22 protein-coding genes and 1 pseudogene are annotated in these 24,679 nt (G+C 37.8%); 13 read left to right on the top strand and 10 right to left on the bottom strand.

Annotation, left to right across the window (positions count from 1 at the left end; genetic code table 11):
- Window positions 1-129: 129 nt before the first annotated feature.
- On the top strand, window positions 130-363 hold the full coding sequence (locus tag AC4MDD_RS01015; protein ID WP_031953523.1) for a hypothetical protein: 234 nt from the start codon (window positions 130-132) through the stop codon (window positions 361-363).
- A 115-nt stretch (window positions 364-478) separates the two neighbouring features.
- Here AC4MDD_RS01015 and AC4MDD_RS01010 read toward each other — a convergent pair whose 3' ends face one another.
- Window positions 479-691: a helix-turn-helix domain-containing protein gene (locus tag AC4MDD_RS01010; protein WP_005142173.1), complete on the bottom strand. Its 213-nt coding sequence runs from the start codon at window positions 689-691 to the stop codon at window positions 479-481.
- Window positions 692-790: 99 nt separating this feature from the next.
- Here AC4MDD_RS01010 and AC4MDD_RS01005 point away from each other — a divergent pair, with 99 nt between their 5' ends.
- The gene (locus AC4MDD_RS01005; protein ID WP_031953524.1) at window positions 791-1,273 is read left to right on the top strand and encodes a hypothetical protein; all 483 of its coding nucleotides are present in this window, start codon (window positions 791-793) and stop codon (window positions 1,271-1,273) included.
- Window positions 1,274-1,502: 229 nt separating this feature from the next.
- On the opposite strand, the gene AC4MDD_RS01000 is transcribed toward AC4MDD_RS01005, so the two are convergent.
- Complete coding sequence (locus tag AC4MDD_RS01000; RefSeq protein ID WP_228133746.1) at window positions 1,503-2,210, bottom strand: IS5 family transposase; 708 nt, start codon at window positions 2,208-2,210, stop codon at window positions 1,503-1,505.
- Between the two features lie 114 nt (window positions 2,211-2,324).
- On the opposite strand from AC4MDD_RS01000, the pseudogene AC4MDD_RS00995 reads away from it, so the two are divergent.
- From AC4MDD_RS00995 to AC4MDD_RS00970, 6 genes and pseudogenes are all read left to right on the top strand, one after another.
- Window positions 2,325-2,444: pseudogene (locus AC4MDD_RS00995) on the top strand (helix-turn-helix domain-containing protein); the annotation flags it as partial.
- A gap of 176 nt (window positions 2,445-2,620) precedes the next feature.
- Entirely contained in the window at window positions 2,621-4,153 is a 1,533-nt protein-coding gene (gene istA / locus AC4MDD_RS00990; protein WP_491882186.1) for an IS21 family transposase, read from the top strand.
- Window positions 4,154-4,837 (top strand): ATP-binding protein, encoded by a 684-nt coding sequence (locus AC4MDD_RS00985; RefSeq protein ID WP_228133751.1) that lies wholly within the window; start codon window positions 4,154-4,156, stop codon window positions 4,835-4,837.
- Window positions 4,838-4,872: 35 nt separating this feature from the next.
- Window positions 4,873-6,032, top strand: a protein-coding gene (locus AC4MDD_RS00980; protein ID WP_122968152.1) for an IS3 family transposase whose coding sequence is annotated in 2 segments (ribosomal slippage) — window positions 4,873-5,107 and window positions 5,107-6,032 — 1,161 coding nt in all. Because the reading frame shifts where the segments join, the coding sequence is not laid out codon by codon here.
- Window positions 6,013-6,195 (top strand): ATP-binding protein, encoded by a 183-nt coding sequence (locus tag AC4MDD_RS00975; protein WP_079377814.1) that lies wholly within the window; start codon window positions 6,013-6,015, stop codon window positions 6,193-6,195. Before AC4MDD_RS00980 ends, AC4MDD_RS00975 begins: the two co-directional genes overlap by 20 nt.
- A 36-nt stretch (window positions 6,196-6,231) precedes the next feature.
- Window positions 6,232-6,471, top strand: coding sequence for a hypothetical protein (locus AC4MDD_RS00970; RefSeq protein WP_228133726.1), 240 nt, complete (start codon window positions 6,232-6,234; stop codon window positions 6,469-6,471).
- Window positions 6,472-6,478: 7 nt separating this feature from the next.
- On the opposite strand, the gene AC4MDD_RS00965 is transcribed toward AC4MDD_RS00970, so the two are convergent.
- The 7 genes from AC4MDD_RS00965 to AC4MDD_RS00935 form a co-directional block, all read right to left on the bottom strand.
- Entirely contained in the window at window positions 6,479-6,955 is a 477-nt protein-coding gene (locus AC4MDD_RS00965) for a hypothetical protein (protein WP_031953530.1), read from the bottom strand.
- Window positions 6,948-8,945 (bottom strand): integrase, encoded by a 1,998-nt coding sequence (locus AC4MDD_RS00960; protein ID WP_031953531.1) that lies wholly within the window; start codon window positions 8,943-8,945, stop codon window positions 6,948-6,950. The genes AC4MDD_RS00965 and AC4MDD_RS00960 overlap by 8 nt, the downstream gene beginning before the upstream one ends.
- Window positions 8,942-10,519 carry a site-specific integrase gene (locus AC4MDD_RS00955; RefSeq protein ID WP_031953532.1) on the bottom strand — a complete coding sequence of 526 codons (1,578 nt, stop codon included), beginning with the start codon at window positions 10,517-10,519 and terminating at the stop codon, window positions 8,942-8,944. The genes AC4MDD_RS00960 and AC4MDD_RS00955 overlap by 4 nt, the downstream gene beginning before the upstream one ends.
- Window positions 10,520-10,523: 4 nt before the next feature.
- Complete coding sequence (locus AC4MDD_RS00950; protein ID WP_032025663.1) at window positions 10,524-11,696, bottom strand: tyrosine-type recombinase/integrase; 1,173 nt, start codon at window positions 11,694-11,696, stop codon at window positions 10,524-10,526.
- Between the two features lie 216 nt (window positions 11,697-11,912).
- Window positions 11,913-12,497, bottom strand: coding sequence for a single-stranded DNA-binding protein (ssb, locus tag AC4MDD_RS00945; protein WP_491882185.1), 585 nt, complete (start codon window positions 12,495-12,497; stop codon window positions 11,913-11,915).
- A gap of 51 nt (window positions 12,498-12,548) precedes the next feature.
- The gene (locus tag AC4MDD_RS00940; RefSeq protein WP_491882184.1) at window positions 12,549-13,913 is read right to left on the bottom strand and encodes an MFS transporter; all 1,365 of its coding nucleotides are present in this window, start codon (window positions 13,911-13,913) and stop codon (window positions 12,549-12,551) included.
- Window positions 13,914-14,072: 159 nt separating this feature from the next.
- Complete coding sequence (locus AC4MDD_RS00935) at window positions 14,073-15,152, bottom strand: DUF475 domain-containing protein (protein WP_004978202.1); 1,080 nt, start codon at window positions 15,150-15,152, stop codon at window positions 14,073-14,075.
- Window positions 15,153-15,363: 211 nt separating this feature from the next.
- Between AC4MDD_RS00935 and tenA the strand changes: the two genes are divergently transcribed.
- The 5 genes from tenA to omp33-36 all read left to right on the top strand — a co-directional run bounded on the left by tenA (window position 15,364) and on the right by omp33-36 (window position 22,614).
- Window positions 15,364-16,038: a thiaminase II gene (gene tenA / locus AC4MDD_RS00930; RefSeq protein ID WP_004691671.1), complete on the top strand. Its 675-nt coding sequence runs from the start codon at window positions 15,364-15,366 to the stop codon at window positions 16,036-16,038.
- A gap of 161 nt (window positions 16,039-16,199) precedes the next feature.
- On the top strand, window positions 16,200-16,574 hold the full coding sequence (locus AC4MDD_RS00925) for a hypothetical protein (protein ID WP_491882183.1): 375 nt from the start codon (window positions 16,200-16,202) through the stop codon (window positions 16,572-16,574).
- 320 nt (window positions 16,575-16,894) lie between these two features.
- Window positions 16,895-19,726 (top strand): excinuclease ABC subunit UvrA, encoded by a 2,832-nt coding sequence (uvrA, locus tag AC4MDD_RS00920; protein WP_491882182.1) that lies wholly within the window; start codon window positions 16,895-16,897, stop codon window positions 19,724-19,726.
- Window positions 19,727-19,820: 94 nt separating this feature from the next.
- Window positions 19,821-20,753, top strand: a complete 933-nt coding sequence (locus AC4MDD_RS00915) for an IS5-like element ISAba12 family transposase (protein ID WP_053579251.1) — start codon at window positions 19,821-19,823, stop codon at window positions 20,751-20,753.
- Window positions 20,754-21,729: 976 nt separating this feature from the next.
- The gene (omp33-36, locus tag AC4MDD_RS00910) at window positions 21,730-22,614 is read left to right on the top strand and encodes a porin Omp33-36 (protein WP_058870480.1); all 885 of its coding nucleotides are present in this window, start codon (window positions 21,730-21,732) and stop codon (window positions 22,612-22,614) included.
- Between the two features lie 49 nt (window positions 22,615-22,663).
- On the opposite strand, the gene AC4MDD_RS00905 is transcribed toward omp33-36, so the two are convergent.
- A complete protein-coding gene (locus tag AC4MDD_RS00905) occupies window positions 22,664-24,631 on the bottom strand; it encodes a glycine betaine transporter (RefSeq protein WP_004978219.1) in 1,968 nt (655 codons plus the stop codon).
- Window positions 24,632-24,679 lie beyond the last annotated feature (48 nt).

Below are 24,679 nucleotides of genomic sequence, written 5' to 3'. Positions count from 1 at the left end.
TGAATTAAAGGAGATGCGACAGGGTTTGGCGTTATATTTATATCATTCCAAATCACGAGGCTCTGTACTAATGTATCTATTCTGCTAGTCTATAATTTAACCCATTTAAAGCAACATAAGGTTTTAAACATGAAAATTCAAAGTATAGAGGATGAAAGGGAGATAGCTGCTACAGCAGCTAAGGTACTGCATGAAAGATTTATTGAGGCTGCACGCACCGAAACAGTACTTTATGTAAAGAATGATGCTGTATGGAGTAAGGCTCCAAATGGTGATCCCATCTTAATTAAACAATTGTTTAGAAGTAACCCCGATCTCGCCAAAAAATTTGCTAGTAGAGGAACTTATAAAATTAAAAAATGAAACATTAGCACTATAACAAATAGTTCATACCAAGCAGAACCCTATAAGTCTTTAGGGTAAATGCTAATACCACAATTTATAAATTTAGCTTTTTAGCAAACAAGTTCTTATCTAGTTAATCTTTAGGTAGTAAATGATAAGGTTCAACTTTAAGAATATGCGCGATTTCATAAAGCTTTAAAACTGTAATATTGACCTCTCCACGTTCAATACGACCAAGATAACTACGGTCAATACCACACTGTAACGCTAATGCTTCTTGTGTAATTTTTTTCTCTTTTCTTTTTTTGCGTATTAATTGACCAATCTCAATAGATAATTCTAACATTTAAAATAAATTGTTCAAAAAATAGAAATATCACTAATTGAGGATTAAATATCCACGGACTATAATCCTCATTTTCAATAAAAGATTAAAAGACTGAACATGAAGAGACCTGTACATTTGCCGTTGTATCACGAATTCTTAGAATTATTCGATAACTACGAAATTCAAAATTGGGAAGCCAAACAATTTTGGGAAAAACTTAATATTAGTCAGAACAACAGAAATGAAAAATCTAAGAGGCTTATGTATTCTGGTTTAAGAGTTTTAATGCAACTTCAATATTTAGAAGTAAATCCGTCAATATCCAAAAAAAATATCTTTTCTTATACGGAAACACCACGTATGAATGAACTCAGGAATCGAACAAAGAAGCAAAAATTGGAAGAGATTTTTTCTAAAAAGAAAACAGAATTTTTAGATCAAATTAAAGATAAAGAAAATAATATTGAGTTTCTACAATCATTATTATCGGATGATAAAACATTAGAGAAATATTTTATTAACCATAAAGAAACTATGGAGAATGATATTAAAAATCTAAAATCAAATATTAAATTAATGGACGATATAATGAATAAATAAACGTTTCTAAATTAATTTATTATAGTAAAAACAATAGCTTAAAATAAAAAATAATTACTTGACTTAAGCATACCCATCCGATATTTTTTCCTCAAATTTATTCAAAATTCGTCTGATATGATCAAGTCAATTAAGCAAGTTCGAGATGATTTTATAAAATCAGGAATTTCAATCGCAGAATGGGCACGAGATAATAGGGTCTGTTGACATTTACTGTTCATAATTAAACCTATAAAGGTAGCCATAAAAATATACAGGCTAAGGCAACAGCACTTTGATAATTTCTTTTGAGCTTGTCATATCGAGTAGCTATTCCTCTAAATTGCTTTAATCTACAAAACATATTTTCAACTAAATGCCTGATTTTATATAAATACCAGTCCATATGATCATTGTTCGATTGGCTATTTATTTTCTTTGGTATATTCGCTTTTGTCCCTGTTTTTCTGATCTGTTCACGCAGTGGTTCTGAATCATAGCCTTTATCTGCGCAGACCACTTTTGTCTCTTTTAAGTCTAATGTTGATATTAAATCAGGTGCAACTTTGACGTCATGTGTGGTTCCATCGGTAATCATGAAATCAACAGGATTGCCATTTGCATCAACAATCAAATGTATTTTTGAGGAGTTTCCTCCTACACTTTTAGAAATGGATTGATTCGCTATACCGGCAGAATGTTGATGAGCACGTACGTGAGAGCCATCAATAAAAATCCACTCTATATCGGCGCATGATGCTAATAATTTGAATAATCTAAGCAACTTACCACTGCTTGACCAACGATTAAAACGTTTGAAAATAGAGTTTGATTGACCAAAATAGGAAGGAATATCTCGCCACGGACAGCCTGTTCTAATTCTATAGAGAATAGCTTCAATAAAATTGCGTAAATTTGAGTTGTGGTGAATGGATAAATTACGCAGAATAACTTTCAACTTTTGTCAGTGTTGATCTGTCAGCATGGTACGAGGCATAGCGAATAGTAAAATTGGGTTTGGCGATTTGATTTTACTACTTCGCTATTTTTTAAGCTAAAAGTGTCAACACACCCTAATTTTTCACCTGACCTCGTATACCGAATTTTAAAAAATAATAAAGTTCCACGACGTGGTGAAAGCCATAAGATAGCTGTGAAACTAGGCATCAAGGAGCAAAAAGATATGGATTAATTCAATGTGATTTTTATTTAACCGCAGAAAGTATAAAGACCCATGCGTCAACATGAGTCTTTATAAATTTGTCTTTTACTTGGAAGTGCAAGACAAATTCATTCTAAGTGGCATTGATTTTTTTATCAATGTCTATGGTGCTTTCTGTCTCATTTTCTTACTTTGAGATAGATTCTATGAACACATCTATTGAAAAAATTAGGCTAGTAATTAGCTATATATTTAGTCATAAAAGCAATCGAGAAATAGCTAAAATTGTAGAAATCTCTCGTGAAACTGTATCCAAAATCAAGTCCTTACTAATTTTGACAGAATTAACTTATGAAGATTTTACTAAACTAAACAATTCAGAATTAGAACAAAAATTAAAAATTAATCGCTCAATAAAACGTATCAAAAAGTCACAACCTGACTGCGAAGCGATATGTAGTGAGTTAGCTACGTATAAAGGGCTTACAAAGGCTATTCTTTGGGAAGAATATAGATTGAAAACTCATGGAAATGGTGTTGGATACACACGGTTTTGTGAACTAATAAAACAAGCACAAAAACATAAAGACATTCCAATGAAGCAAGAATATTATCCGGGTGAAATAGTGCAAATTGATTACAGTGGGAATCTTGTAGATATTGACTTATTTAATGGTGATGTAATAAATGCCAATATTTTTGTTGGGGCTTTACCTTTTTCTAGTTTAATTTTTGCTTATGCCACGGAATCACAAAAAACCGAAGATTGGATTCGAGGATGCTCTCAGATGTTTGATAAAATTGATGGTATTCCTCAAACTATTGTTTGTGACAATGCTAAAGCATTAATTACCAAACATAGAAATCGAATCGTTGAAGTTAATCCATATTTTCAAGAATTTTTAGAATTTCATAAAATTAATGTTCTTCCAGCTCGACCACGGAAACCAAGAGATAAAGCAGTCAGTGAAAATGCCGTAAATATTGTACAAAAGCAGATTTTAATGAGAATACGTCATGAAAAATTTACAAGTATAAAGGCTTTGAATGAAAGACTTGAATATATGGTGGATTGCTATAATCATAAAAAAACTAAAACTTTTTCGCAGGGTCGGATGGCTATATTTCTTGAGCATGAAAAAAAATTACTTAGACCCATACCTTTAATCAAATACAAAGTATTGAATGAATATTCGAAAACAATAGTACCTTCTGATTATCATGTGAAATATTTGAACAATTCTTACTCTGTTCCTCATCAGTATATTAGAGAAAAAGTTGAGCTAAAAATTTTAAATAATCAGCTATATATCTATCAAGATAAAAAACTAATCGCTCAACGTACGCTTCTTCAAGGCGAAGGAAAAATCTCTACATTTTATGAACATAAAACCGAAAATCATAGAACTACAGATTATCTATCTAAGGAAAGTATTTTAAATTGGTCCCAATCAATTGGCACTAACACGTTCAATTACTGCAATATGATTATTTGTAAAAACTCAAATTTATACAACAACTTAAATTATTTATTTGATTTCAGAAGTTGGGTTAATAGTAAACAATTCATTGATCGACTTGAACAGGCCTTATGTTATGCCTATAAATTAAAAATAGAAAATTTGGCTAGATTAAAGTCCATTATTGAATCAAGATCATATTTGGAGTTTGATCAACAAGATGTTGTAAAAGAACATAAAAATCTGCGTGGTTCCAGTTATTATAAAGGGGATAAATAAATGTTAAATCCTCATTTATCAACATTACTTGCACAGTTGAAATTGCATGGTTTTACTCAATCATTAGATTCTAATATTGATGCTGTTTATTCAGGTGAAATCAATTTTGAAGAAGCTATGATTGATGCTGTTTATTCAGGTGAAATCAATTTTGAAGAAGCTATGATTGATGCTTGTAAAACCGAGTTGTTAACTCGGGCACGAAAGCTCACTGAACCACTAATACGAAATGCGCATCTAAGATATCCTCATGCTTGTATTGATGAAATTAAGTTTGATATAGAACGTCGTGGCTTATCAAAGCAATTTGTTAATAGATTCTCAGAGTGCACTTGGATTAATTTACATAAGAACATGAGCATACAAGGTCCAACTGGGGTAGGAAAAACATGGCTTGCATGTGCTTTCGCAACTGAAGCATGTAAAAAAGGTTATAAGACTATTTTTTATAGAGCATCTGAGTTTTTTGAAGCATTAGAACAAGCTATAGATCAATCAAATGAAAAGCTTTTTATTAAAAAATTGATTAGATATGATTTACTTATAATTGATGATTTTGGTCTTAGTAATATTCCTCCAAAAATAGAAAGTCATTTACTAGAATTTATTGATAATTATTCAATATGCGGCAGCTTACTTATTACAATGATCCTAGACAAAATAATGGACAGTACTTCCCTCTAAAGATAACGTAACTTTACTCTTTGGAGATTCAAGAAATGGCTAAACGTTTTAATCCCGAATTTAAACAGCAAGCAATTGATTATGCACTTTCAAACTCCCACGAGCCTATAGCTGCAATCGCCCAGAAATTAGGTGTGGGTTATTCAACCTTAGACAAATGGATTCGTGAAGCCAATCCAGTGGGTTCAAGCAAACGTCAACTTTCACCAGAAAAACAGCGGATCGTGGAATTAGAGAAAGAAGTCAAGCAGCTCAGGGAAGCCAATGACATCTTAAAAAAAGCGCATGTGTACTTTCTAACAGATCATGCCAAGAAAAGTACACGGTAATTCAAGATCTTGATATGAATGAAGTCACCGTATCTTCTGCCTGTAAATGCCTAGATGTCAGCACTTCAGGCTATTATGCCTGGCGAAAACGTCAGGCCAATACAGCACAGAAATATAATGACTTAAAAGCCGTATATTGGCAGCATCATGCACGATTGGGTGCACCTTCATTAGTACATGACATGCATGATTTAGGTTACAACATGAGCGAACGTACTATTGGAAGGATGCTAAAAAAGCTTGGTTTACGTAGCAGGATTGCACGTAAATACAAGCATACAACTGATTCAAACCATCGTTTGCCTACAGCACCTAACTTGTTGGATCGCCAATTTACAGTTACTCAGCCTAATAAAGTCTGGACAACAGACATTACCTATATCCGCACTAAAGAAGGTTGGTTGTACTTATGTGTGATGCTAGATTTATTTAGCCGTCGTATCGTGGGGTGGCAAACCAGCCATCGAATAGACCGCCAATTGGTGTGTGATGCGTTTAATTATGCAATGGCTCGTCAGGGTTATCCAACTGATGTTATGGTTCATTCGGATCAAGGTTCACAGTACTGTAGTCGTGATTTTAGAGCACTATTACTGACAAATGATTGTATTCAAAGTATGTCTAGACGAGGAAACTGTTGGGATAATGCAGTGACTGAAAGCTTCTTTCATACATTAAAAGGTCATGTGGTACATGGCAGTGTGTTTTCGACTCGAAAAGAAGCGAATGCTTTCTTGTTTGACTATATTGAAATTTATTACAATCGGGTCAGAAGACATTCTGCAAACGGCTGGTTAAGCCCAGAAGCCTTTGAACAGAAATATTTTAAAAGTTTAGAGGGGCTGGTTGTCCACGATACTGTCTAGGATCACAAGTCAATTCTCATATGATTTATGGCACACAAAATTCCATGATCCTACCATTGCTGATGCAATTCTAGATCGAATTATCCATAACTCTTATACACTGGAAATAGATGGTGACTCAATGAGGAAAACTGTAATGCTAGATACAACTACCACTCTTTAAGAGTGGTAGGTTTTAAAGTGAAATGGGTGGCAGATTTTGGGTGTGATATACATCTTAAACAAAGAAGAATCTGATGTTTCTAAAATCAAGTTAGAGGAAGTAAAAGTCAGTTCTGAAATTATGTTTTTAGAAAAACAAGTTGAAAAATATAGAAAACTAGAACTAAGTTTTCCTAGCATCTCAAACAAAATTTGTGATGCGAAAACGGTTTGCTCATCACAACTTCTTGAGTTAAAAGCGTATCGCTCTGCTCTTCAGAGCGTTATCGCATCTTAGATAAATATCAAATTCGTCCAGAGAAAGGGATTTCTTTATCAAATTCTTTCAGAGTCTTTTCAGTAGTTGTATGACTTGGTAAGGCTGTTTCAGGATGAACAGGCTTATCAACATCACACACTTGAATACCTTTTTGACGAATATGATAGGCAATTTGCTGCCATCTCTGTTTCCATTTCAGTTCCTTTTCTTGGAAAGAATTAAGTTGTATTTTTAAAGACTCTATTTCTGTTTTTAACTCATCAACAGTTTTATCTAAAACTTCCTTTGAAGTAACCTCACCTTTGGACAACGACTGCTTGGCAACATCATAAGCAGCTTTTATTTGAGGCTTAGCTTGCATGGACTGACGAGAGAATTTGAATCTATCCTCTAAAATAGCCCAAGTTAATTTAGATCCAAAATGACCCAACGCCCATTTGTTTAACTCACGAATAATTCTTTGCTCATCAACTTCGGTCATACGCTGAAACTTACTAGACATTTGAAAGTTCCTCTAAATAAGCTTTTGGGTCAAATTCAATTACACCATTATCTTCTAGCTGCTTTGACAAAACATTAATTTTTTTATTGTTGTGCAACTCCCAATCTAGACTTTTCTTCACCCGATTGGATTGCTTTTGTTGCTGTACAGCTTCTTGAGCATGGACAGTAATCGCTAAGATACGTTTTTGCTCATCTAATCGCTGCTTATCGTCTTTAACCCAAACATAGTCCCTACACTCAGCAGAACACTGTAAATGCCGCTCACAAGGCAACTGTGAGAAATTATGAATACATAATCCAGTTCCAACATCATGTACTGCCTGAACTCTAGCAACCAATACAGCATCTTGTAATTCGATTGGTAGATTAAAAATCTGTTCAGCTAACATGCCTCTAGCTTCACCATTTTTTAATTGTTCTCTAATAATAAGTGCTTTTTTTTCAGGACTAGTATGTTGATAAGCCTTGGTATCCTTAGGATCTGAGCGTCCAAACCATTCTGTTTGCAATAAGTCTGATAGACCACCTTCGTCGAGCATCGTATTTAATGTATGCCTGAAATCATGTGTAGTAAATTCAGGCATATCTCTCAAACCAACATATTCAGTCACTAAATTATCTATATGTCTTAAAAATGTACTAAGCATAGAATGAGTACATTTTACAGATAACCAATAAGCTTCTTTACTATCTAACATGTAATAACGCAAAAACATCAGGTCATGTAAAAAAAACTTTTCCCCAAATTGATCAATATGAATGGGTAAAAGACTTCTTGGATTAAACTTATAGTTGCAATATATTTTTATTCCCTCATGAGTTGTATAACATATTGGATGAGTTGTTTTTTGACCTGTAGAAGATAACTTTTCATAATCAAGAAATACCAAACCTTCTTTAGCCAACCTACTTCTAGAGTCTAAGATGCTAGGACTTATTCCCAATTTTCTTAAGTCATTCTTATAAATTTTTTTTGGACAATTTTCTAAAAATCTAAGATCTACCGTTTGAGATCTATGCATTTCAACAGCAGTTACCCTGCATTTTTTTGTCAGAGATTGGATTTCGGAAATAATATCTTTTATTAGAGGTAATATTTGTGAGGGCAGATGTAACTTTCTTTTAGGTGTAAACGTATTACCTTTTGATACCTTTCTAGGAAAATAATCTAAGTACGATACATCATCTTTATCAATTTGAATTTCTTGATTAGGCAATAAAGAAAGTTCTGAAAATCGCCTCCCCGTACAAGCAAAGAAAGTTAATAACAGTATATAAAAACGATATTTATGATCGTGGGGTAAATTTTGATATAGCTGTCCAAGTACTTTAAAGACCATTGGTGCTAATACTTTTTCATTGGTTATCAAAGTATCTGGATCATCTAATCGTTTCGTACCAACAGCATTTACAGACTCTGGTCTTTTTTGCTTAGAATATTTGTAATTAAGACGGTTCTTACATAAACCATTTGCATCAAGATGACCTGCAAATTCTGCAGCTAACTTATGAAAATTGTAGGCTGATGATTCTGAGTAGTCTTTTGCGATTTCATTGCATGCAAGATCAAAGTCTGCTCTAGTAATATCGTAAATAGAAGCGTTACGCTGTTTAATAAAATAAGCGATATAGCCAACAAGCGTAATAAATCCTCGTTGATTCGATAAGTTCTGTTGCTTCGAATGCAATCTTAATAAAAATAAAGCTTTTGCAAGCTGCTCTAAATCTCCACCTATACGCTGTCCACCTAATTTGGGTGAATAGTAGAAATATATTTTGACCGTAAAATTATTCTTCCCACTTTGTTCTAGTAAACGCCCTCCTGTTATTTCCCAGACTTTATCAGCCCATTCAACACGCTCAAATCCCTCCAATTTTAATAGTTTGGCCTTAGAAACCAGATTATTAAAGTTCTCTTGTCTGTCGATTTCTAAGCTTGTTAAGAAAGGAATAACCTTTGATTTTCTTAAAACTTTTTCAGTACTCATACATATTCCTTCTTACAAGCTTCTGCTACTTGTGCCACAGCAAAGATAACTTCATCTAACTGGATTCCTAAACGAGCATTTTCATATTTTTCTAAACGCTCATTTCTACTGTTAAGTAGACTCTCAAGTACGTATTCATGGTCAGCATGTCTATAAGGCTGGAATTTTGGACATAAATAGCAAGAGAAGGGTGGATCTAAATGACATATAGAGGATTCCCCACATACTCCAATATCCTCTATCTCATCCTCAATTTTTTCCCCCTTAAAAACTAAGTATTTTTCAGAATTATCACCATTAATAGCATCTTTTGAGGAATCAATAATATGTCCAGTAAAATAGCTAAGGTATTGAGAAAACCCCTTAGCTATTGCCTTATCAAGTTGAATAACAATCTTACCAGCTAGCTCAAAATAAACTTGGACATGCTGAGTATCAGTATGGTCCAAAATTCTAGCTAGAGCAGCTTTACTAATACCCTCAGCAGCTAAACCAGTTGCAAGGGTGTATCGAAGTCTTCGAGCTGAAACATGCATTAATTCCTTTGTCAGAGGCGAAATGATGTTGTGTCGTCTGACAAACCCTTTAATTAAAAAAGTGATCATTGAAGAGGAAAAGTTATAAGCATTATCATAATCACCAGACAATATCGCTGCTTTATTCCCTTTTGTATTTAAAAAGATTGGCTGAGGATTTGGTAGGTTTTTACCCTCATGGTAGAGAATAGTATTAGTTTCATTATTGGCTTTGATTAAGTTATGAATATATTCTGCGAAAGCTGGATCAAGAAACTCCTCAATATAATCATCTCGTGGATTGACTAACCTCTTTTTAATACGCGGAACTCTTAAGACATAAATAGGATCATCTGATTTAGGTGTTAAATTAACAAGATCAGAATGTCTTAAATAAGTTAGATTAGCTGGATTTCGACCATAAGCAATTGAAAGAGCAATAGCAGCCTTTTCTTGTAAATGTTCAAATTCCTGACTCTGATCTTTTTTCAAAGCCTGAATGAGTAGAGGAAGCTCTAGACTATGATTCAAAGGTCCTGAGTCTGGATCTTCTATCCGTACAGCTTCGCCTTTTGGATTCCCCGGAATAGACATCGTTTCTAAAATACTGGCATAAGCTGTTGAAAAACCTAATTCAGGATAATGCTCAGCACCATATAAATACCACTGGATAGGTCTATACAACGCCCATAACTTTTTTTGCTCCCGTGCCAAATTGATTGCTTTCTCAACCACTAAGATTAGAGTTTCTTCTATATCTTGGGCACAACTTATTATTTCTACATTAGTTCGAAAAAATTTTGCCCAAATATCTTGAAAGTGTTGTAAGCCAGCATGAGTTGATACCTTTTCTATCTTTTCAATAATGAAAGATTTAAGTACCCAATTTAAGTCTTCATTGGGAATTTTTGAAAAATCTAATTTTGAGCTAGTAGTATCAATAGCATAGGGTAAATTCCATACATTACCCCCTGTATTTATCTTTTTACCTTCGCGACTAGTAATAAAATTCGGAATTTCTCTCCAACCATTCTCATTAGCAAGTAAATCCTGTTGCATAGTTTTAGATTCCAAAAATCTCACGTTGATATTGTCCTAAATACTTATTAGCTTCTAATTCAGTTTCTTTGAATGTATAGATATCTTGCGAGGACAACGAACTATCCCCCCTCAAATATGCTAATGCTTTTTTTCTATTGTCTTCTTCAACACCAGCTTCTCTTAACAATCGCTCCATTGAAGATGAAAAAGTATGTCTTAAGGTTTTTGGACTAAAATTTGTAGGTAAAAATTCAGAATGCTTTTCTTTCAAGATTTGAAAATATTGAGTGATTGATGGAATTGAAAGAGGTTTTCCATCTTGATTAAGAATTAAGTAATCCGATTCGATAGAAGTTTGATTTCTCTGATCTAACCTCTCTCTCCATTTTGTAATATAGACATCTAACTCTTTCGCAAGAGCTTTATCATTAATTGATAATGTACGTCCATTTCTCTTAATTTGAGGTCTTTGCTTTCTTTTATCTTTAGCATCAGGTGGGCGACGATGCACTCTTATGGAAGATATTCCCCCAAACTGTACATCTTCAACTCTTAAACTCAATAACTCTCCAGGACGTAATCCAAAGGAGAGCATTAGCATCACCATAATATAATTTCTATATTCAATCGGATTTTGACTTCCATTTTTTGGTCTAATCAGCTTAATAAGATTAGATTGCTCACTACTAGTTAACCCTTTACTAAGACTTTTATTAGTTGGTGGTGAATTTATAAAACAGCGATCAAGTAAGGAGATAAGCCTTGTCTTATATGTAATGTAGTATTGATAATTATTTGATGTGAAAGGTAGAGTCCCGATATACATCTCAATATACCAGTTTAAAAACTGTTTAATCGTGATGAGTCTTTGATTAAAGGTATCTGGCTTGACTGCGATCTTGATCGTCTTATGTCTTTTTTCATGATCTTTTCTTAGAAACTCTACAAGGCTTCCTGTAATTTCAGCTTCAGTAAAAGGTCTCTTCTGAATCAACCTTTCATATAAGTCAATATTATGAATGTGAAACCATTGATATAGTAATTTTATTTCTCTTAAATTCCTGATCAGTGTATTAGAGCTGGCATGCCTTTTGGAGAGAATAAACTCATTTGGCAAAGGTATTGGCATACCATCATCATCTAAGAGTATAGGCAATAACTCTCCAGAATCATGCAAGATTACCTCTACATCCATCTTATAAATTTCCAATCTTGATATATTCTTTTCAACATACTAACTTAACAAAATAAATTATATATGCACTTTTAAATTAACATTTTCTATAGTTAAAAAATAGCTCCTCTTATTAACAACATAAAAGAAGCCATTTTTCTATTTAAGCAATTGAGTTTAAATAAATTTAAAACAATAAAATCTTAAATAACTTAACAAATTACTTAGATATATGATCTAGAACGGAAGATCATCATCCATATCTGCTGGTGCTGCCGCAGGCGCTGACTGAGGTGCCGTCTTTGGTGCAAAACCGCTTGGGTTGTTGTTCGCATAACCACTTTGTTGGTTATTGCTATTACCCGCTGCTGGATTACCGCCATAACCACCTTGGTTGTTGTTATTGTTATAACCACCACCTTGGTTATTGTTGAAACGTGGTTGTGCATAACCATCATTTCCGCCTTGCATTTGCTCACCTTGCTGACGGTTGTTGTCGAGCATCTGCATTTGCTCACCACGAATTTCTGTGGTGTAGCGTTCTTGACCATTTTGATCTGTCCACTGACGAGTACGCAGTGAACCTTCAATATAAACTTTCGAACCTTTACGTAGGTATTGTTGCGCAATTTCACCTAGACGGTTGTGTAACACAATACGATGCCATTCGGTTTGCTCTTTACGCTCACCGGTGCTTTTATCTGTCCAAGAGTCGCTCGTGGCAATTGAAAACTGGGTCAACGAACCACCATTTGGGAAAGTTTTCGTCTCTGGATCTCGGCCTAATGTGCCCACTAAAATAACTTTATTTACACCGCGCATCTGATGTTTACTTCCTATCTATTTCTATTATTTACTTTATAAGAGTTATGCTTAAATGGCTACCTCTTTCCCCAACAACTGCGTTAAATCTTGTCGCGTAGCATCATCTATTTGCTGCTTATCGACTTTTACATACGCTACTTGCTGATCAGACATCACCACGACCTCTTCAATACCACGAATCGCTAAAAGCTGTGAAGTCCATTCGTCCGTTTGTTTATGCTCAGGTAAACGCAATACCATCGAAGACAAATAGCGCGGTTGTGCCAAGCCAAAACTAATCAATAACCAAACAATCGCAAGTCCAGTCAGGATGCTCCAGCCCAAGGCTGTATTGTTTAACAGCAGCAACTGACCGCCTGTGACACCACCAAAGAATGCGCCTAAAAACTGGCTGCTGGCATTGACGCCCATCGCGGTGGCTTTGGACTGAATCGGTGCAGCTTTCGATAACCATGACGGCAACAAGGCTTCCATGACGTTAAAAGCAATAAAGAATAAGCCCAAACCTGTCAGCAAAATATACTTCGACTCAAAGCCAAAAATTAGGATGCCCAAGCCTAAAATAATGCCGCCAATGGCCGTTAAAAAGATGCCTCGCATCTTGCGATATTTTTCAGCCAATACAATACTTGGAAAAGCAAAAAATAGGCTAATCACCAACAGCGGCAAATACACCCAGCCATGCGAATTTAGTGGAATTTTTGCAAAATCGATGAGCTGTGAGGGAACATAAATAAACATTGCTGTCAGCAATAAATGTAAGCTAAACACCGACACATGCAGACGGTTTAGATCACCCATTTTTAGGACTTGTTTGAGCTGAGCCAAATAACCTTGATGATAATTACGATGATGGCGGGTGACTTTTGGCACCAAAAACAGCATCGAAATAGCCGCCAAACCCATGATGGTCGTTACCCAGAATAATCCTGAAATCCCTACTAAACCGGTAAGCCACGGCCCCAAACTAAAAGCCACAGCAAAAGAAACGCCGATACTCATGCCCATGGTTGCCATGGCTTTCATACGGTTTTCTTCACGGGTCACATCCGCCAGTAGTGCCATCACCACGGCAGACACTGCACCACCACCTGCAATGGCACGGCCAATAATCACCCCATAAATGGTGTCTGACATTGCGGCAATTGCACCACCTAAAGCAAATAGAAGTAGCCCAAAAACCACCAAAGGCTTACGGCTATAACGGTCGGCAATCAAGCTGAAAGGAATCTGTAAAATGGCCTGTGTTAAGCCATAAATCCCCACAGCCAAACCGAGCAACGCAGGCGTTGCATATTCATAGGTCTGCCCTGCCACAGAAAATACAGGGATGATCATGAACAAACCCAACATGCGTAAGGCAAAAATACTGCTTAAGGCAAAAGTTGAACGACGTTCTAAAGCATTCATCATAAACGTGGACAGACTGTATTGAATTAATCTTGGATCAAGATTATAGGCTATTCAATCCGACTAGCGGCATGAATTTTATGTTTAATAAAAGCCTTCCTGATCTGAAAAACAAAAAGCGCAGCCTGAGCTGCGCTTTTCTGCGGTTTAAAGCCATCTGCTTTAAGCGGCTTGATGTTTTTTGTATTGAATAGAAGCAATAACAGCCCAAACAATAAAGGCCACACCAATTAAACCCGTGACAACTTCTGGTACATGTAGACCTGTACCACTTGCCAACATAATGAATGCTAAAGCACCAATGGCGTAGTGTGCACCATGCTCAAGGAAGACATAGGCATCCAAGGTACCTTTTTCGACCAAGTAAATGGTCATCGAACGCACGAAAATCGCACCAATCGCGAGACCCAGCATAATAATCACGACATCGGAAGTAATCGCAAACGCACCAATTACACCATCAAAACTGAACGATGCATCAAGTACTTCTAGGTATAAGAAACCACCAATACCTGCTTTGACCACACCTGTGGTTGCGCCATTGGCATCATGTGTAACCGCATTGCCGTCTTCATCAACTTCAGGTTCACCGCCCAACAAATGACTTAAGACTTGTACACCAATATAAACCACGATGCCCCAGATTCCCGCCATGGTCACCACCAGACGTTTGGCTTCATCGACATTGGCCGCCATCACCAAAAGTGCAATCAGTGCAAGGAAGACCGACATTGCAGGAACATTGGCTAAGTTGGTCAAACGACGTTCTAACCAGCGGAACCAGTGTGTATCTTTCTCTTCATCTAAGAAGAAGTTTAAGAACACGAGTAACAAGAATGCACCACCAAACGCAGCTATTTCAGGGTGGTGATCCATCAGACGTTGTGAGTAGGTTTTTGGATCATTCAAAGCCAATTGAACAACTTCAACGAAGCCCATATCTGCAGTTACCGCCACAATTGCGACAGGGAAGATTAAACGCATACCAAATACAGCGACTAAAATACCCACGGTAAGGAATAACATTTTCCAAAAATGATCCCAACCTCGTAACACAGATGCATTGACAACGGCATTATCAAAAGATAACGAGACCTCCATCACCGCTAAAATTGCAGTGATGGTCAAAGCAGTAAACATGGTCTTTAAGCCCGCTTCTGGTCCATGGGTAAAACCCCAGTACGCAGACAACGCAAGACACACGATCGTAAAAATGATAGAGAAACCAAAATGTTTCATCATGACAGATCGACCTATAAAAAATTTGAAGATGAACAAAAACTTAAAAAACAGGTTGAGTTTTATGGCCGCAATTATGACGCTTTTTGAGTCCGAAACCAAAACATCTTCGTTAATTTTTACTTATCTCACCGATGTACGGAGATGGATTGTTGTTCCGAGCAAACTGTTGTTATAGTCTTGCCCATATTTTGGCTTCCCTTAGGATCTAATCATGGCTTTTTCTCAAGACGTTTGGCAACGTAATGTCGACTTATATCAAAAAACACTGGCTTTACCTTTTAACCAAGAATTGGCCTCTGGCACACTTAATAAAGAAGCATTTTGTCATTATGTGATTCAAGATGCGCACTACTTGGTGGCTTATGGTCGTGCTTTAGCGGTGTGTGGTGCCAAAGCGTATGAGGCTGACGACATTATTCAGTTTAGCCAAGGGGCTAAAGAAGCGATTGTGGTGGAACGCAGTTTACATGATGGCTTTATGAAAAATTTTGATATTTCAAAACAGCAGTTTGAAGAAACACCGCTGACTTTGGCATGTCACCATTACACTTCATTTCTAACGGCAACAGCATGGTCTGAAAGCTACCCAGTGGTGTTAGCGGCACTCTTACCTTGTTTTTGGATTTATGCTGAAGTCGGTAAAGACATTGTGGGTAACTCTATCGCCAACAATCCATACCAAGCCTGGATCGATACTTACGCAGGTGAAGAGTTCAACCAAGCTGTGCGTAATGTAATTGCAACCATCGATAAAGTGGCTGCGCGTTGCGATGCGGATACCATTGAGAAAATGCATAAAGCCTACCGTAAAGGGGCTGAACTCGAATGGTTGTTCTGGGACAGCGCTTATAAACAGCAACAATGGCTCGGTTTAGATCACGCTTAAAAACGTACATGATCCAAAAAGCCCTGAACCCTTCAGGGCTTTTTATTGACCGAATATCGTATTTTTTCAGATGGCGCGATTGCTATTTTAAGCGTTTAAAACTAAACTTTAATAATGATAATAATTATCATTTGCATAATTAACTTTCGAGGGCCGTTCTCATGCATCCTGATACTCTAGGTACTGAAGCCATTCGTGCATTTTTTACCGTACAATGCTGCTGGCTAAATAACGAAGAAATATACCTTGAAAAAGGCTGTTTACACTGCGGTTCTGCCGCGACCTATCTCATTTATTATACCAATCCACATATTCAAAAATTGATGTTGGCTTTTATTAAGAAATATCATTGTGTTTTAAGTCGAGAACAAGACTTACTCGACCTACCAGACTTTGAAGATGACTACGACGCCTTCTTACAAACTCTTGAGCATGAAGTCAATTTCTATGCCCGTCTCCATCATGACATTATCCGTCCCTTTGCTTTTGAGACGGTCGATTCAATCTTTGAACGTCGTTATACGCTAGCATGCTAAATACTGCAACCATAACAATGCTCTATCCCTGAAGGCGTACGGCAAACAAAAAATAGTACAGCCATGATTCAACTTTTGCGCTACGCCGAATGGGTGATCCTCTCTTTTTTACGCAACTTATAAAGACCTTCCAGTTTTCAGTCACAACCAATGTCGATACGTTGAGACTTGTTTCAACACTTAAATCTAGCTACAGTCTAGCAGCATCACTTTTCTTTTGGCCGACATGATTTGTCGCTATAAAATCATGTTTAACACTTGAATAAAGCATAAGTCGTTATCATATACCTCCTTCATCTGCACAATTTCGAGATAGTTTTATGAGCCAAAGTCATATCCGTATTCGAGGCGCACGTACCCATAACTTAAAAAATGTGAACCTTGATATTCCCCGCGACAAATTCGTGGTGATCACGGGGCTTTCTGGTTCAGGTAAGTCATCGCTTGCATTTGATACGCTGTACGCCGAAGGCCAGCGTCGTTATGTCGAATCACTCTCGGCCTATGCGCGCCAGTTCCTATCACAAATGGAAAAACCTGAAGTTGATTCAATTGAAGGCTTAAGCCCAGCGATTGCAATTGAACAGAAATCGACCAGCCATAACCCACGTTCTACGGTGGGAACCATTACCGAAATTTATGACTATTTACGTCTACTCTACGCACGTGTCGGCACGCCATTTTGCCCAGAGCATGATTTGCCGATGGTGGCACAGACCGTATCAGAAATGGTCGATGCAGTAAAAGGATTGGATGAAGGGACAGCGCTGATGCTGCTTGCACCAGTTGTCCGTGAGCGTAAAGGTGAATATTCCAACCTGTTTGAACAGCTACAAAGTCAAGGTTTTGTACGAGCACGTGTCGATGGTGAAATTGTAGATCTCGACCCAATTCCAGAACTCGATAAAAAGAAAAAACACACCATTGAAGTGGTCGTCGATCGTTTTAAAGTTCGTGATGATCTCGGCAACCGCATTGCAGAATCTTTTGAAACTGCTCTACGTTTGGGTGGTGATATTGCCATTCTCTCGTGGATGAACAGCGAACACCCAGATCGGGTCTTTTCGGCTAAACACTCATGTCCTGAATGTGACCGTGCCGTTGCAGAACTTGAGCCGCGTTTGTTTTCATTTAACAATCCCTTTGGTGCCTGCCCAACCTGTGATGGTTTAGGGACCCGTAGCCATTTTAGTGCCGAAAAACTCATTCCAAGTCCTGAGGTTTCTATTAGCCAAGGCGCGATTCGTGGTTGGGACAGACAACGCCCGTACTACTACAGCATGATTGAAAAAGTGGCGTCGCATTTCGGTTTTTCTTTGGATAAGCCTTGGAATGAACTGGATGCCGACACCAAAAAGAAATTTCTCTACGGCACAGACAAAGAAAAAGTTGATTTAAGTTATATCGATGAGCGTGGTCGTAAACATAATCGTGTACAACCTTTTGAAGGAATTTTGCCACATTTAGAACGTCGCTATCGTGAAACTGAGAGTAACTATGTTCGTGATGATTTAGCACAATATCTGTCTAATGCAGCATGTGATGCCTGCGGTGGATCACGTCTGAATGAAATTTCACGCCATGTTCGGGTGAAAGACAAAACCATTGCCCAAATTACTAAAATGTCGATTGGTGATGCTGAAAGTTATTATCAAGACTTAAATCTTGATGGCGCAAAAGGCGAAATTGCCGATAAAATCTTTAAAGAAATTCGTGAGCGCCTGCACTTTCTAGTCTCTGTGGGTTTGAATTATTTAAGTCTATCTCGTTCAGCAGAAACATTGTCTGGTGGTGAAGCGCAACGTATTCGTTTGGCTTCGCAAATCGGTGCAGGTTTGATGGGTGTGATGTATGTCCTCGATGAACCATCGATTGGTCTACATCAACGTGATAATGATCGCCTATTGGAAACCTTAGTCCGCTTACGTGATTTGGGGAATACCGTTTTAGTCGTTGAGCATGATGAAGATGCGATTCGTGCAGCGGATCATATTATTGATATTGGTCCAGGCGCAGGTATTCATGGTGGTCATGTGATTGCTGAAGGAACTTATGATGAAATCCTTGCGAATAGTGAATCTCTCACGGGTCAATATTTATCAGGCAAACTGAAAATTGAAGTGCCGAAAAAGCGCACTGAACCGCCAAAGCCTGAAGAACAAATTAAATTGATGGGTGCTGCGGGTCATAACCTACAAAATGTAGATTTAGTTATTCCTTTGGGCATTATGACCTGTGTCACGGGTGTGTCTGGTTCAGGAAAATCGACATTAATTAACCGTACTTTATTGCCTTTAGCAGCGACACAGCTTAATGGTGCAACGACATTAACGGCTGAGAAATTTGACTCGATTGATGGTCTGCAATTCCTTGATAAAGTTGTTGATATTGACCAAAGCCCAATTGGTCGTACACCTCGCTCCAACCCTGCAACGTATACGGGTTTGTTTACTCCGATCCGTGAATTGTTTGCGCAAACACCTGAAGCCAAAGCACGTGGTTATGCTGCGGGACGTTTCTCGTTTAACGTGAAAGGTGGTCGTTGTGAAGCCTGCGAAGGTGACGGCATGATCAAAGTGGCTATGCACTTTTTACCTGATATGTATGTGCCTTGTGATAATTGTCATGGTGAACGTTATAACCGTGAAACTTTAGAAGTGGGTTATAAGGGTAAGAACATTTCCGATGTGCTGAATATGACCGTTGAAGATGCCATGCATTTCTTTGATGCGATTCCTGTTATTCATCGTCGTTTGGAAACATTGAATCAAGTGGGTTTAGGCTATATTCGTTTAGGTCAGTCTGCAACGACACTCTCAGGTGGTGAAGCGCAACGTGTGAAATTGGCACGTGAATTGGCAAAACGTGATACAGGTAAAACGCTGTATATCTTGGATGAACCCACTACTGGTCTACATTTCCATGACATTGCTAAACTGTTAGATATCCTTCATGAGCTACGCAATAAGGGCAATACCATTGTGGTGATTGAGCATAATTTGGATGTAATTAAAACTGCTGACTGGGTGATTGATTTGGGCCCTGAAGGTGGTGCAGGTGGTGGTCAGATTATTGCAGAAGGAACGCCCGAACAGGTTGCGAAGAATAAAGTTTCACATACTGCAAAGTTTTTAAAGCCGTTGCTTAAATAACATGCAATAAGTTTAATATAGCGGTATGATAAATCACCATGGCTTTGTTGCACAAACCTATCTGTAAAGGCTTTTTTAGCGATATAATTTTCAAATGAAGAAGCCTACACACAAAATCTACCGCACAACCAATTGGCCCGCATATAACCGAGCACTCATGAGTCGCGGAAATATTGCCATTTGGTTTGATCCTGCTACGCAATGGTATGCGCCATCAAAAGGCAAACAAGGGCGAAATCAAACCTACTCCGACGCAGCCATCCAATGCTGCTTAATGATTAAATCCTTATTCCGTCTGTCTTTACGTATGGTCACTGGCTTTGTGCAAAGTCTGATTAAACTTTGCGGATTAAATTGGATAGCTCCAGATTACACCACGCTTTGTAGAAGACAAAAGCATATTGATATTGTAATCAGCTACCAAAAAAGTAGCGATGGGCTGCATCTACTCATGGACTCTACAGGCATGAAGTTTCTAGGTGAGGGCGAATGGAAACGCAAGAAACATGGACCTGAATATCGTCGCCAATGGCGTAAACTTCATATTGGTATAGATGCTAAAACCCTACAAATACGAGCAGTTCAGCTTACAACCAATAATGTCAGTGATTCACAGGTGCTTGGTGATTTACTTAATCAGATTCCACAAGATGAGCGGATTGACTCTGTTTATACCGATGGAGCTTATGACACCAAGCAATGCCGTCAGGTCATTGCAGATCGGCAAGCGCATGCGGTGATTCCACCTAGAAAAAATGCGAAACCATGGAAAGATACAAAGAGTAGCTCGCTAGAGCGAAATGAATTACTTCGAACAATTAAACGTTTAGGCAGGACACTATGGAAAAAATGGTCAGGCTATCATCGGCGAAGTTTGGTTGAAACTAAGATGCATTGCATCAAATTATTAGGAGATAAACTCAGTGCAAGGAGTTTTGATAGCCAAGTGAATGAGATCCATGCACGTGTAGCAGTCCTTAACAGATTTACGGAATTAGGTCGACCACTTACCCAAGTTACGCCTTAAATTTGGCTCAATTAGGGGCGCTTTGCATTTCAAATCTTTGTGCAACAAAGCCAAGCTGAGTCAATCCATCCTTAATAATATTCATGTTTAGTGTGAATTTCATTCAATATTTTTAATTCCCATTTTTTAAAGTGCCTATATTTACACATGCGACATTTAAGTGCATAATGCACAATATTGGGGCGAATTAGAGTATATCCTCAGCAAATATTCTAATTTTTCCACAAATTTTGGCGGAAAAAACCAACCTCTTTTAGAAGTTGGTTTTTTTTTGCTTAAATAAAAGTTTTTAATGAAAAATATAGCCTCAAATTCGCACCATTATTGTGCATTAAATTCCAATAGATTTTTATTAGAAAAAAGAAGATCTCGAAAATTTAAATAAAAAAAAGCCCAACCTTGGGGAAAGTTGGGCAGATAAACAAAAACTGTTTGAGGAGAATTAGCTTCTCAGAAAACAACAATATTGTTAAATGATTCGCTAAAGTCATTATGAAATAAATCCGTTCTCTTGTAAAGCCAACTAAAGCACTATGGATTAACACAACGCTATAATTTGCGTGAAAATTATCACAAATACTCAGAGGATATGTACATTATGCAAGCAAAAAACGAGCTTTTTGCGCTAATTTTAGGCGTTTTTTAGATTTAGGACACAAAAACGCCTATATTTGAGGTGCCTTATTTAACTTTTTTACCGTTTATATCCATATATTCAATCTAATTTACCAATTAAAAACCAAGTTCAGTACAATTCATTTTCCTGCATTCTCTGTTTTCTAAATAGGTATACCCTATTGTTCTGCTGTAAGTTTTTTTTGGTTGACATGGATACACTCAATTGAGCAATTTTTAACCTCTAACATATCTAGAGTAATTACTCAATAATATAATACCATTAGAGCTCATTGACTTAATAAATTGTTACAATAGAATAGCATTAGTTTAATCCAATGTTAACAATCTGGTAAATATCATGAAAAAACTCGGTTTAGCCACTGCTTTATTATTAGCCATGACCGGTGCTCAAGCATACCAATTCGAAGTACAGGGTCAATCTGAATACATCGATGCATCTGATGCAAATGACAAAGATTTTACTGGCGGTTTACAAGGTACTTTCTACTTTAAAGATGTTGATTCATCTAAAGGTCCTTTAGCTGAAGCTGCTTTTTTAAACCAAGCTTCAAATGTTTCTTTGGCATATAACTATGCTGAATTAGGCACTGACGGTACTGATTTCATCGCACACAACTACGGCGCTAAAGCAGAAGCGTATATTCCTACTAAATTCGTTCCAGCATATGCAAGTGCGTCTTATAGCCACACACATTTGGATGGTAAAAACAGCGAAACGCCTGATGACAATGGTGACCGTTATGCACTTGAAGTGGGTGCTTTAGCTGCTCCGAACTTCTTGGTTGCTGTAGGTTATACTAGCGTTGCTGACCAATTTGCTCTTGATGCGTTCAACGTAATGGGCAATGGTGTTGTTAAAGCTGTTGGTGAAGCTGCTACGATCGGTGAAGATCAAGACGCGGTTACTGCACGTACTAAATACGTAGGTAACATCGACGGTACAAACATGGCGCTCGGCTTAGAAGCTGGTCTTGTTTACGGTGAAGACACCGCTTACCAACTTAAAACTGACCTTTACTTAACACCTGCGTTAAGTGTTGGTGCTTCTTATGTTGAATCAAGCTTTGCTGGTACTCCAGATTCAGCTTGGGGTGCAAACGTTAACTACTTCATCACTCCAGCAGTTGCTGTAGGCGCAAGCTATGTAAATGCTAACGCTAAAGACAATACTGAGAATCTCGATACACAAACTGTTGGCGTAAACGCTAAATTCCGCTTCTAATTCAATTTAGAAACTGAATAGAAAAAAGGACGCTTTAAGCGTCCTTTTTTTAGTTTGTGGCTCTAACTAAATTTAAAAAATGTAAATGACGCTCATATTGGTCAATAATATCTTGCAAGAGATCATCTAAAGTCCAATCCATTACATCATAATTCTGCCCACCTTCTCTTAAGAAAACTTCAGCTTGATAAAACTGCTGTTCTTCAAGTCGATCTGCCATAAAACTAGGTGGCTGGGTTTCACGGGCAACCACCTGATAGATGAAGTTAATTTCATTATGGTGATCTACGCGTAACTGTAAGCCATGCTCAATCGGTTGGATGGTCACGTCTAGCTGACGGCGCTGAAATTCCTTTTGCACCGCTGAAAATGCATGTTGTACTTGCTGACCAATGAATTCTTCAACCTCAGACTGAGTATGTGGATAATGCATAATCAGACCTAGACGCTGTTGCCAACTGCGTGGATTTTGAATCGCACGTGGCGTGATTCGCGCATCTTGTAGTGCACGCATTTTGGTGACATCCAAACGCAGTGCTTTCACTAAGCCCCAACAGACCAGTAACATAATCAAAGTAAAGGGCAAGGCACTCATAATTGTGGCCGATTGTAAGGCCGAAAGTCCGCCTGCCATCAGTAAGATAATCGACAGTAACGCAATCAAAATGGTCCAAAACAATCGTTGCCATAAAGGTGAATTTTCTGTTTCTGCGGTTAAGTAATCAATCACCAATGAGCCTGAGTCGGCTGAAGTCACAAAGAATAGCACCACCAGAACAGTCGCAATCAGGCTCGATATTTGAGAGAAAGGTAAATGGGTCAAAAATTCAAACAGTGCGACGGATGAATCTTGTTGTACCGCTGAGATTAAAGAAGTGTGCCCATCTTGAATAATACTGAACAGCGCTGCATTCCCCATGAAGCCCATCCAAATCAGGGTAAAACCTGTTGGAATGAACAACACCCCGACAATGAACTCGCGAATAGTTCGACCTTTAGACACTCGGGCAATAAACATTCCAACAAAAGGCGACCACGAAATCCACCAGGCCCAATACATAATGGTCCAACCACCAATCCAACCATTGGGTTGATAGGCATAGAGGTTGAAGGTCATCGTGAACAGATTGGATACGTATTGCCCTGCATTTTGAATGCTGGTTTGTAAGATATAAATGGAAGAACTGGCAAAAAACACAAATAGCAGTAAAACCACTGCCAGCACCAAATTCAATTCAGATAGCCGTTTAATGCCTTTGTCCAAACCAAAACCGACTGAGAGCGAAGCTAAAAAAGTGACAAAAATGATTAGCCCGACCTGAATGCCAATACTTTGCTGAATGCCAAAAAGATAATTCAGTCCCGAATTAATTTGGGTCACCCCAAAACCAAGTGTGGTCGCAACCCCGAAAATGGTGCCTAAGGTTGCAAAGGTATCAACCGCATCTCCCGTTACACCATAGATTTTTTTGCCCACCAAAGGATATAAAGCGGAGCGAACCTTTAAAGGTAAATTATGTCGGAAAGAGAAATAAGCCAGTGACAAGCCCACAAGTGCATAAATGGCCCATGCATGTAATCCCCAGTGGAAAAAGGTGATCCGCATCGCTTGTTGTGCAGCATCTACGGTTTGCCCATCGCCCGTGGGCGGGTTGACATAGTGCATCACGGGTTCAGCAACACCGAAGAACATCAAACCAATCCCCATCCCTGCGGTAAACAGCATGGCGAACCAAGAACCACTGCTATATTCAGGCAGACTATGATCAGGGCCGAGTTTGATTTTCCCCATATCGGAGAGTGCAATAAAGATCAGTAAGATCAGAAATAACGCGACAGATAAAACGTAAAACCAGCTAAATGAGTCAATAATCCATTGATTTAAATGTTTGGTTAAAGCCTCAAAACCACTTGGGTCAAAAAGAATCAAGGCCAGAAAAAGCACCAGAATCACGACAGTGCTGAGAAATACATTCCGTTTGATATTTGCAAACAGCGATGGCTTTATGGAAGGCATAATTCCCCCAGAAAATTATTTTTAGTACAAAGATATAACCAAAATGGT

This window comes from Acinetobacter sp. CAU_H_29a_1 (assembly GCF_058599505.1).
Note: the sequence above shows the minus strand (reverse complement) of the source record. Positions and strands in the feature narration are given on the sequence as shown.

Excerpts from the sequence above, each read along its gene's own strand:
- AC4MDD_RS01015 (WP_031953523.1), top strand. The coding sequence starts at position 130 with ATGAAAATTCAAAGTATAGAGGATGAAAGGGAGATAGCTGCTACAGCA.
- AC4MDD_RS01010 (WP_005142173.1), bottom strand. The coding sequence starts at position 691 with ATGTTAGAATTATCTATTGAGATTGGTCAATTAATACGCAAAAAAAGA.
- AC4MDD_RS01005 (WP_031953524.1), top strand. The coding sequence starts at position 791 with ATGAAGAGACCTGTACATTTGCCGTTGTATCACGAATTCTTAGAATTA.
- istA (WP_491882186.1), top strand. The coding sequence starts at position 2,621 with ATGAACACATCTATTGAAAAAATTAGGCTAGTAATTAGCTATATATTT.
- AC4MDD_RS00985 (WP_228133751.1), top strand. The coding sequence starts at position 4,154 with ATGTTAAATCCTCATTTATCAACATTACTTGCACAGTTGAAATTGCAT.
- AC4MDD_RS00965 (WP_031953530.1), bottom strand. The coding sequence starts at position 6,955 with ATGTCTAGTAAGTTTCAGCGTATGACCGAAGTTGATGAGCAAAGAATT.
- AC4MDD_RS00960 (WP_031953531.1), bottom strand. The coding sequence starts at position 8,945 with ATGAGTACTGAAAAAGTTTTAAGAAAATCAAAGGTTATTCCTTTCTTA.
- AC4MDD_RS00955 (WP_031953532.1), bottom strand. The coding sequence starts at position 10,519 with ATGCAACAGGATTTACTTGCTAATGAGAATGGTTGGAGAGAAATTCCG.
- AC4MDD_RS00950 (WP_032025663.1), bottom strand. The coding sequence starts at position 11,696 with ATGGATGTAGAGGTAATCTTGCATGATTCTGGAGAGTTATTGCCTATA.
- ssb (WP_491882185.1), bottom strand. The coding sequence starts at position 12,497 with ATGCGCGGTGTAAATAAAGTTATTTTAGTGGGCACATTAGGCCGAGAT.
- AC4MDD_RS00940 (WP_491882184.1), bottom strand. The coding sequence starts at position 13,913 with ATGATGAATGCTTTAGAACGTCGTTCAACTTTTGCCTTAAGCAGTATT.
- AC4MDD_RS00935 (WP_004978202.1), bottom strand. The coding sequence starts at position 15,152 with ATGATGAAACATTTTGGTTTCTCTATCATTTTTACGATCGTGTGTCTT.
- tenA (WP_004691671.1), top strand. The coding sequence starts at position 15,364 with ATGGCTTTTTCTCAAGACGTTTGGCAACGTAATGTCGACTTATATCAA.
- AC4MDD_RS00925 (WP_491882183.1), top strand. The coding sequence starts at position 16,200 with ATGCATCCTGATACTCTAGGTACTGAAGCCATTCGTGCATTTTTTACC.
- uvrA (WP_491882182.1), top strand. The coding sequence starts at position 16,895 with ATGAGCCAAAGTCATATCCGTATTCGAGGCGCACGTACCCATAACTTA.
- AC4MDD_RS00915 (WP_053579251.1), top strand. The coding sequence starts at position 19,821 with ATGAAGAAGCCTACACACAAAATCTACCGCACAACCAATTGGCCCGCA.
- omp33-36 (WP_058870480.1), top strand. The coding sequence starts at position 21,730 with ATGAAAAAACTCGGTTTAGCCACTGCTTTATTATTAGCCATGACCGGT.
- AC4MDD_RS00905 (WP_004978219.1), bottom strand. The coding sequence starts at position 24,631 with ATGCCTTCCATAAAGCCATCGCTGTTTGCAAATATCAAACGGAATGTA.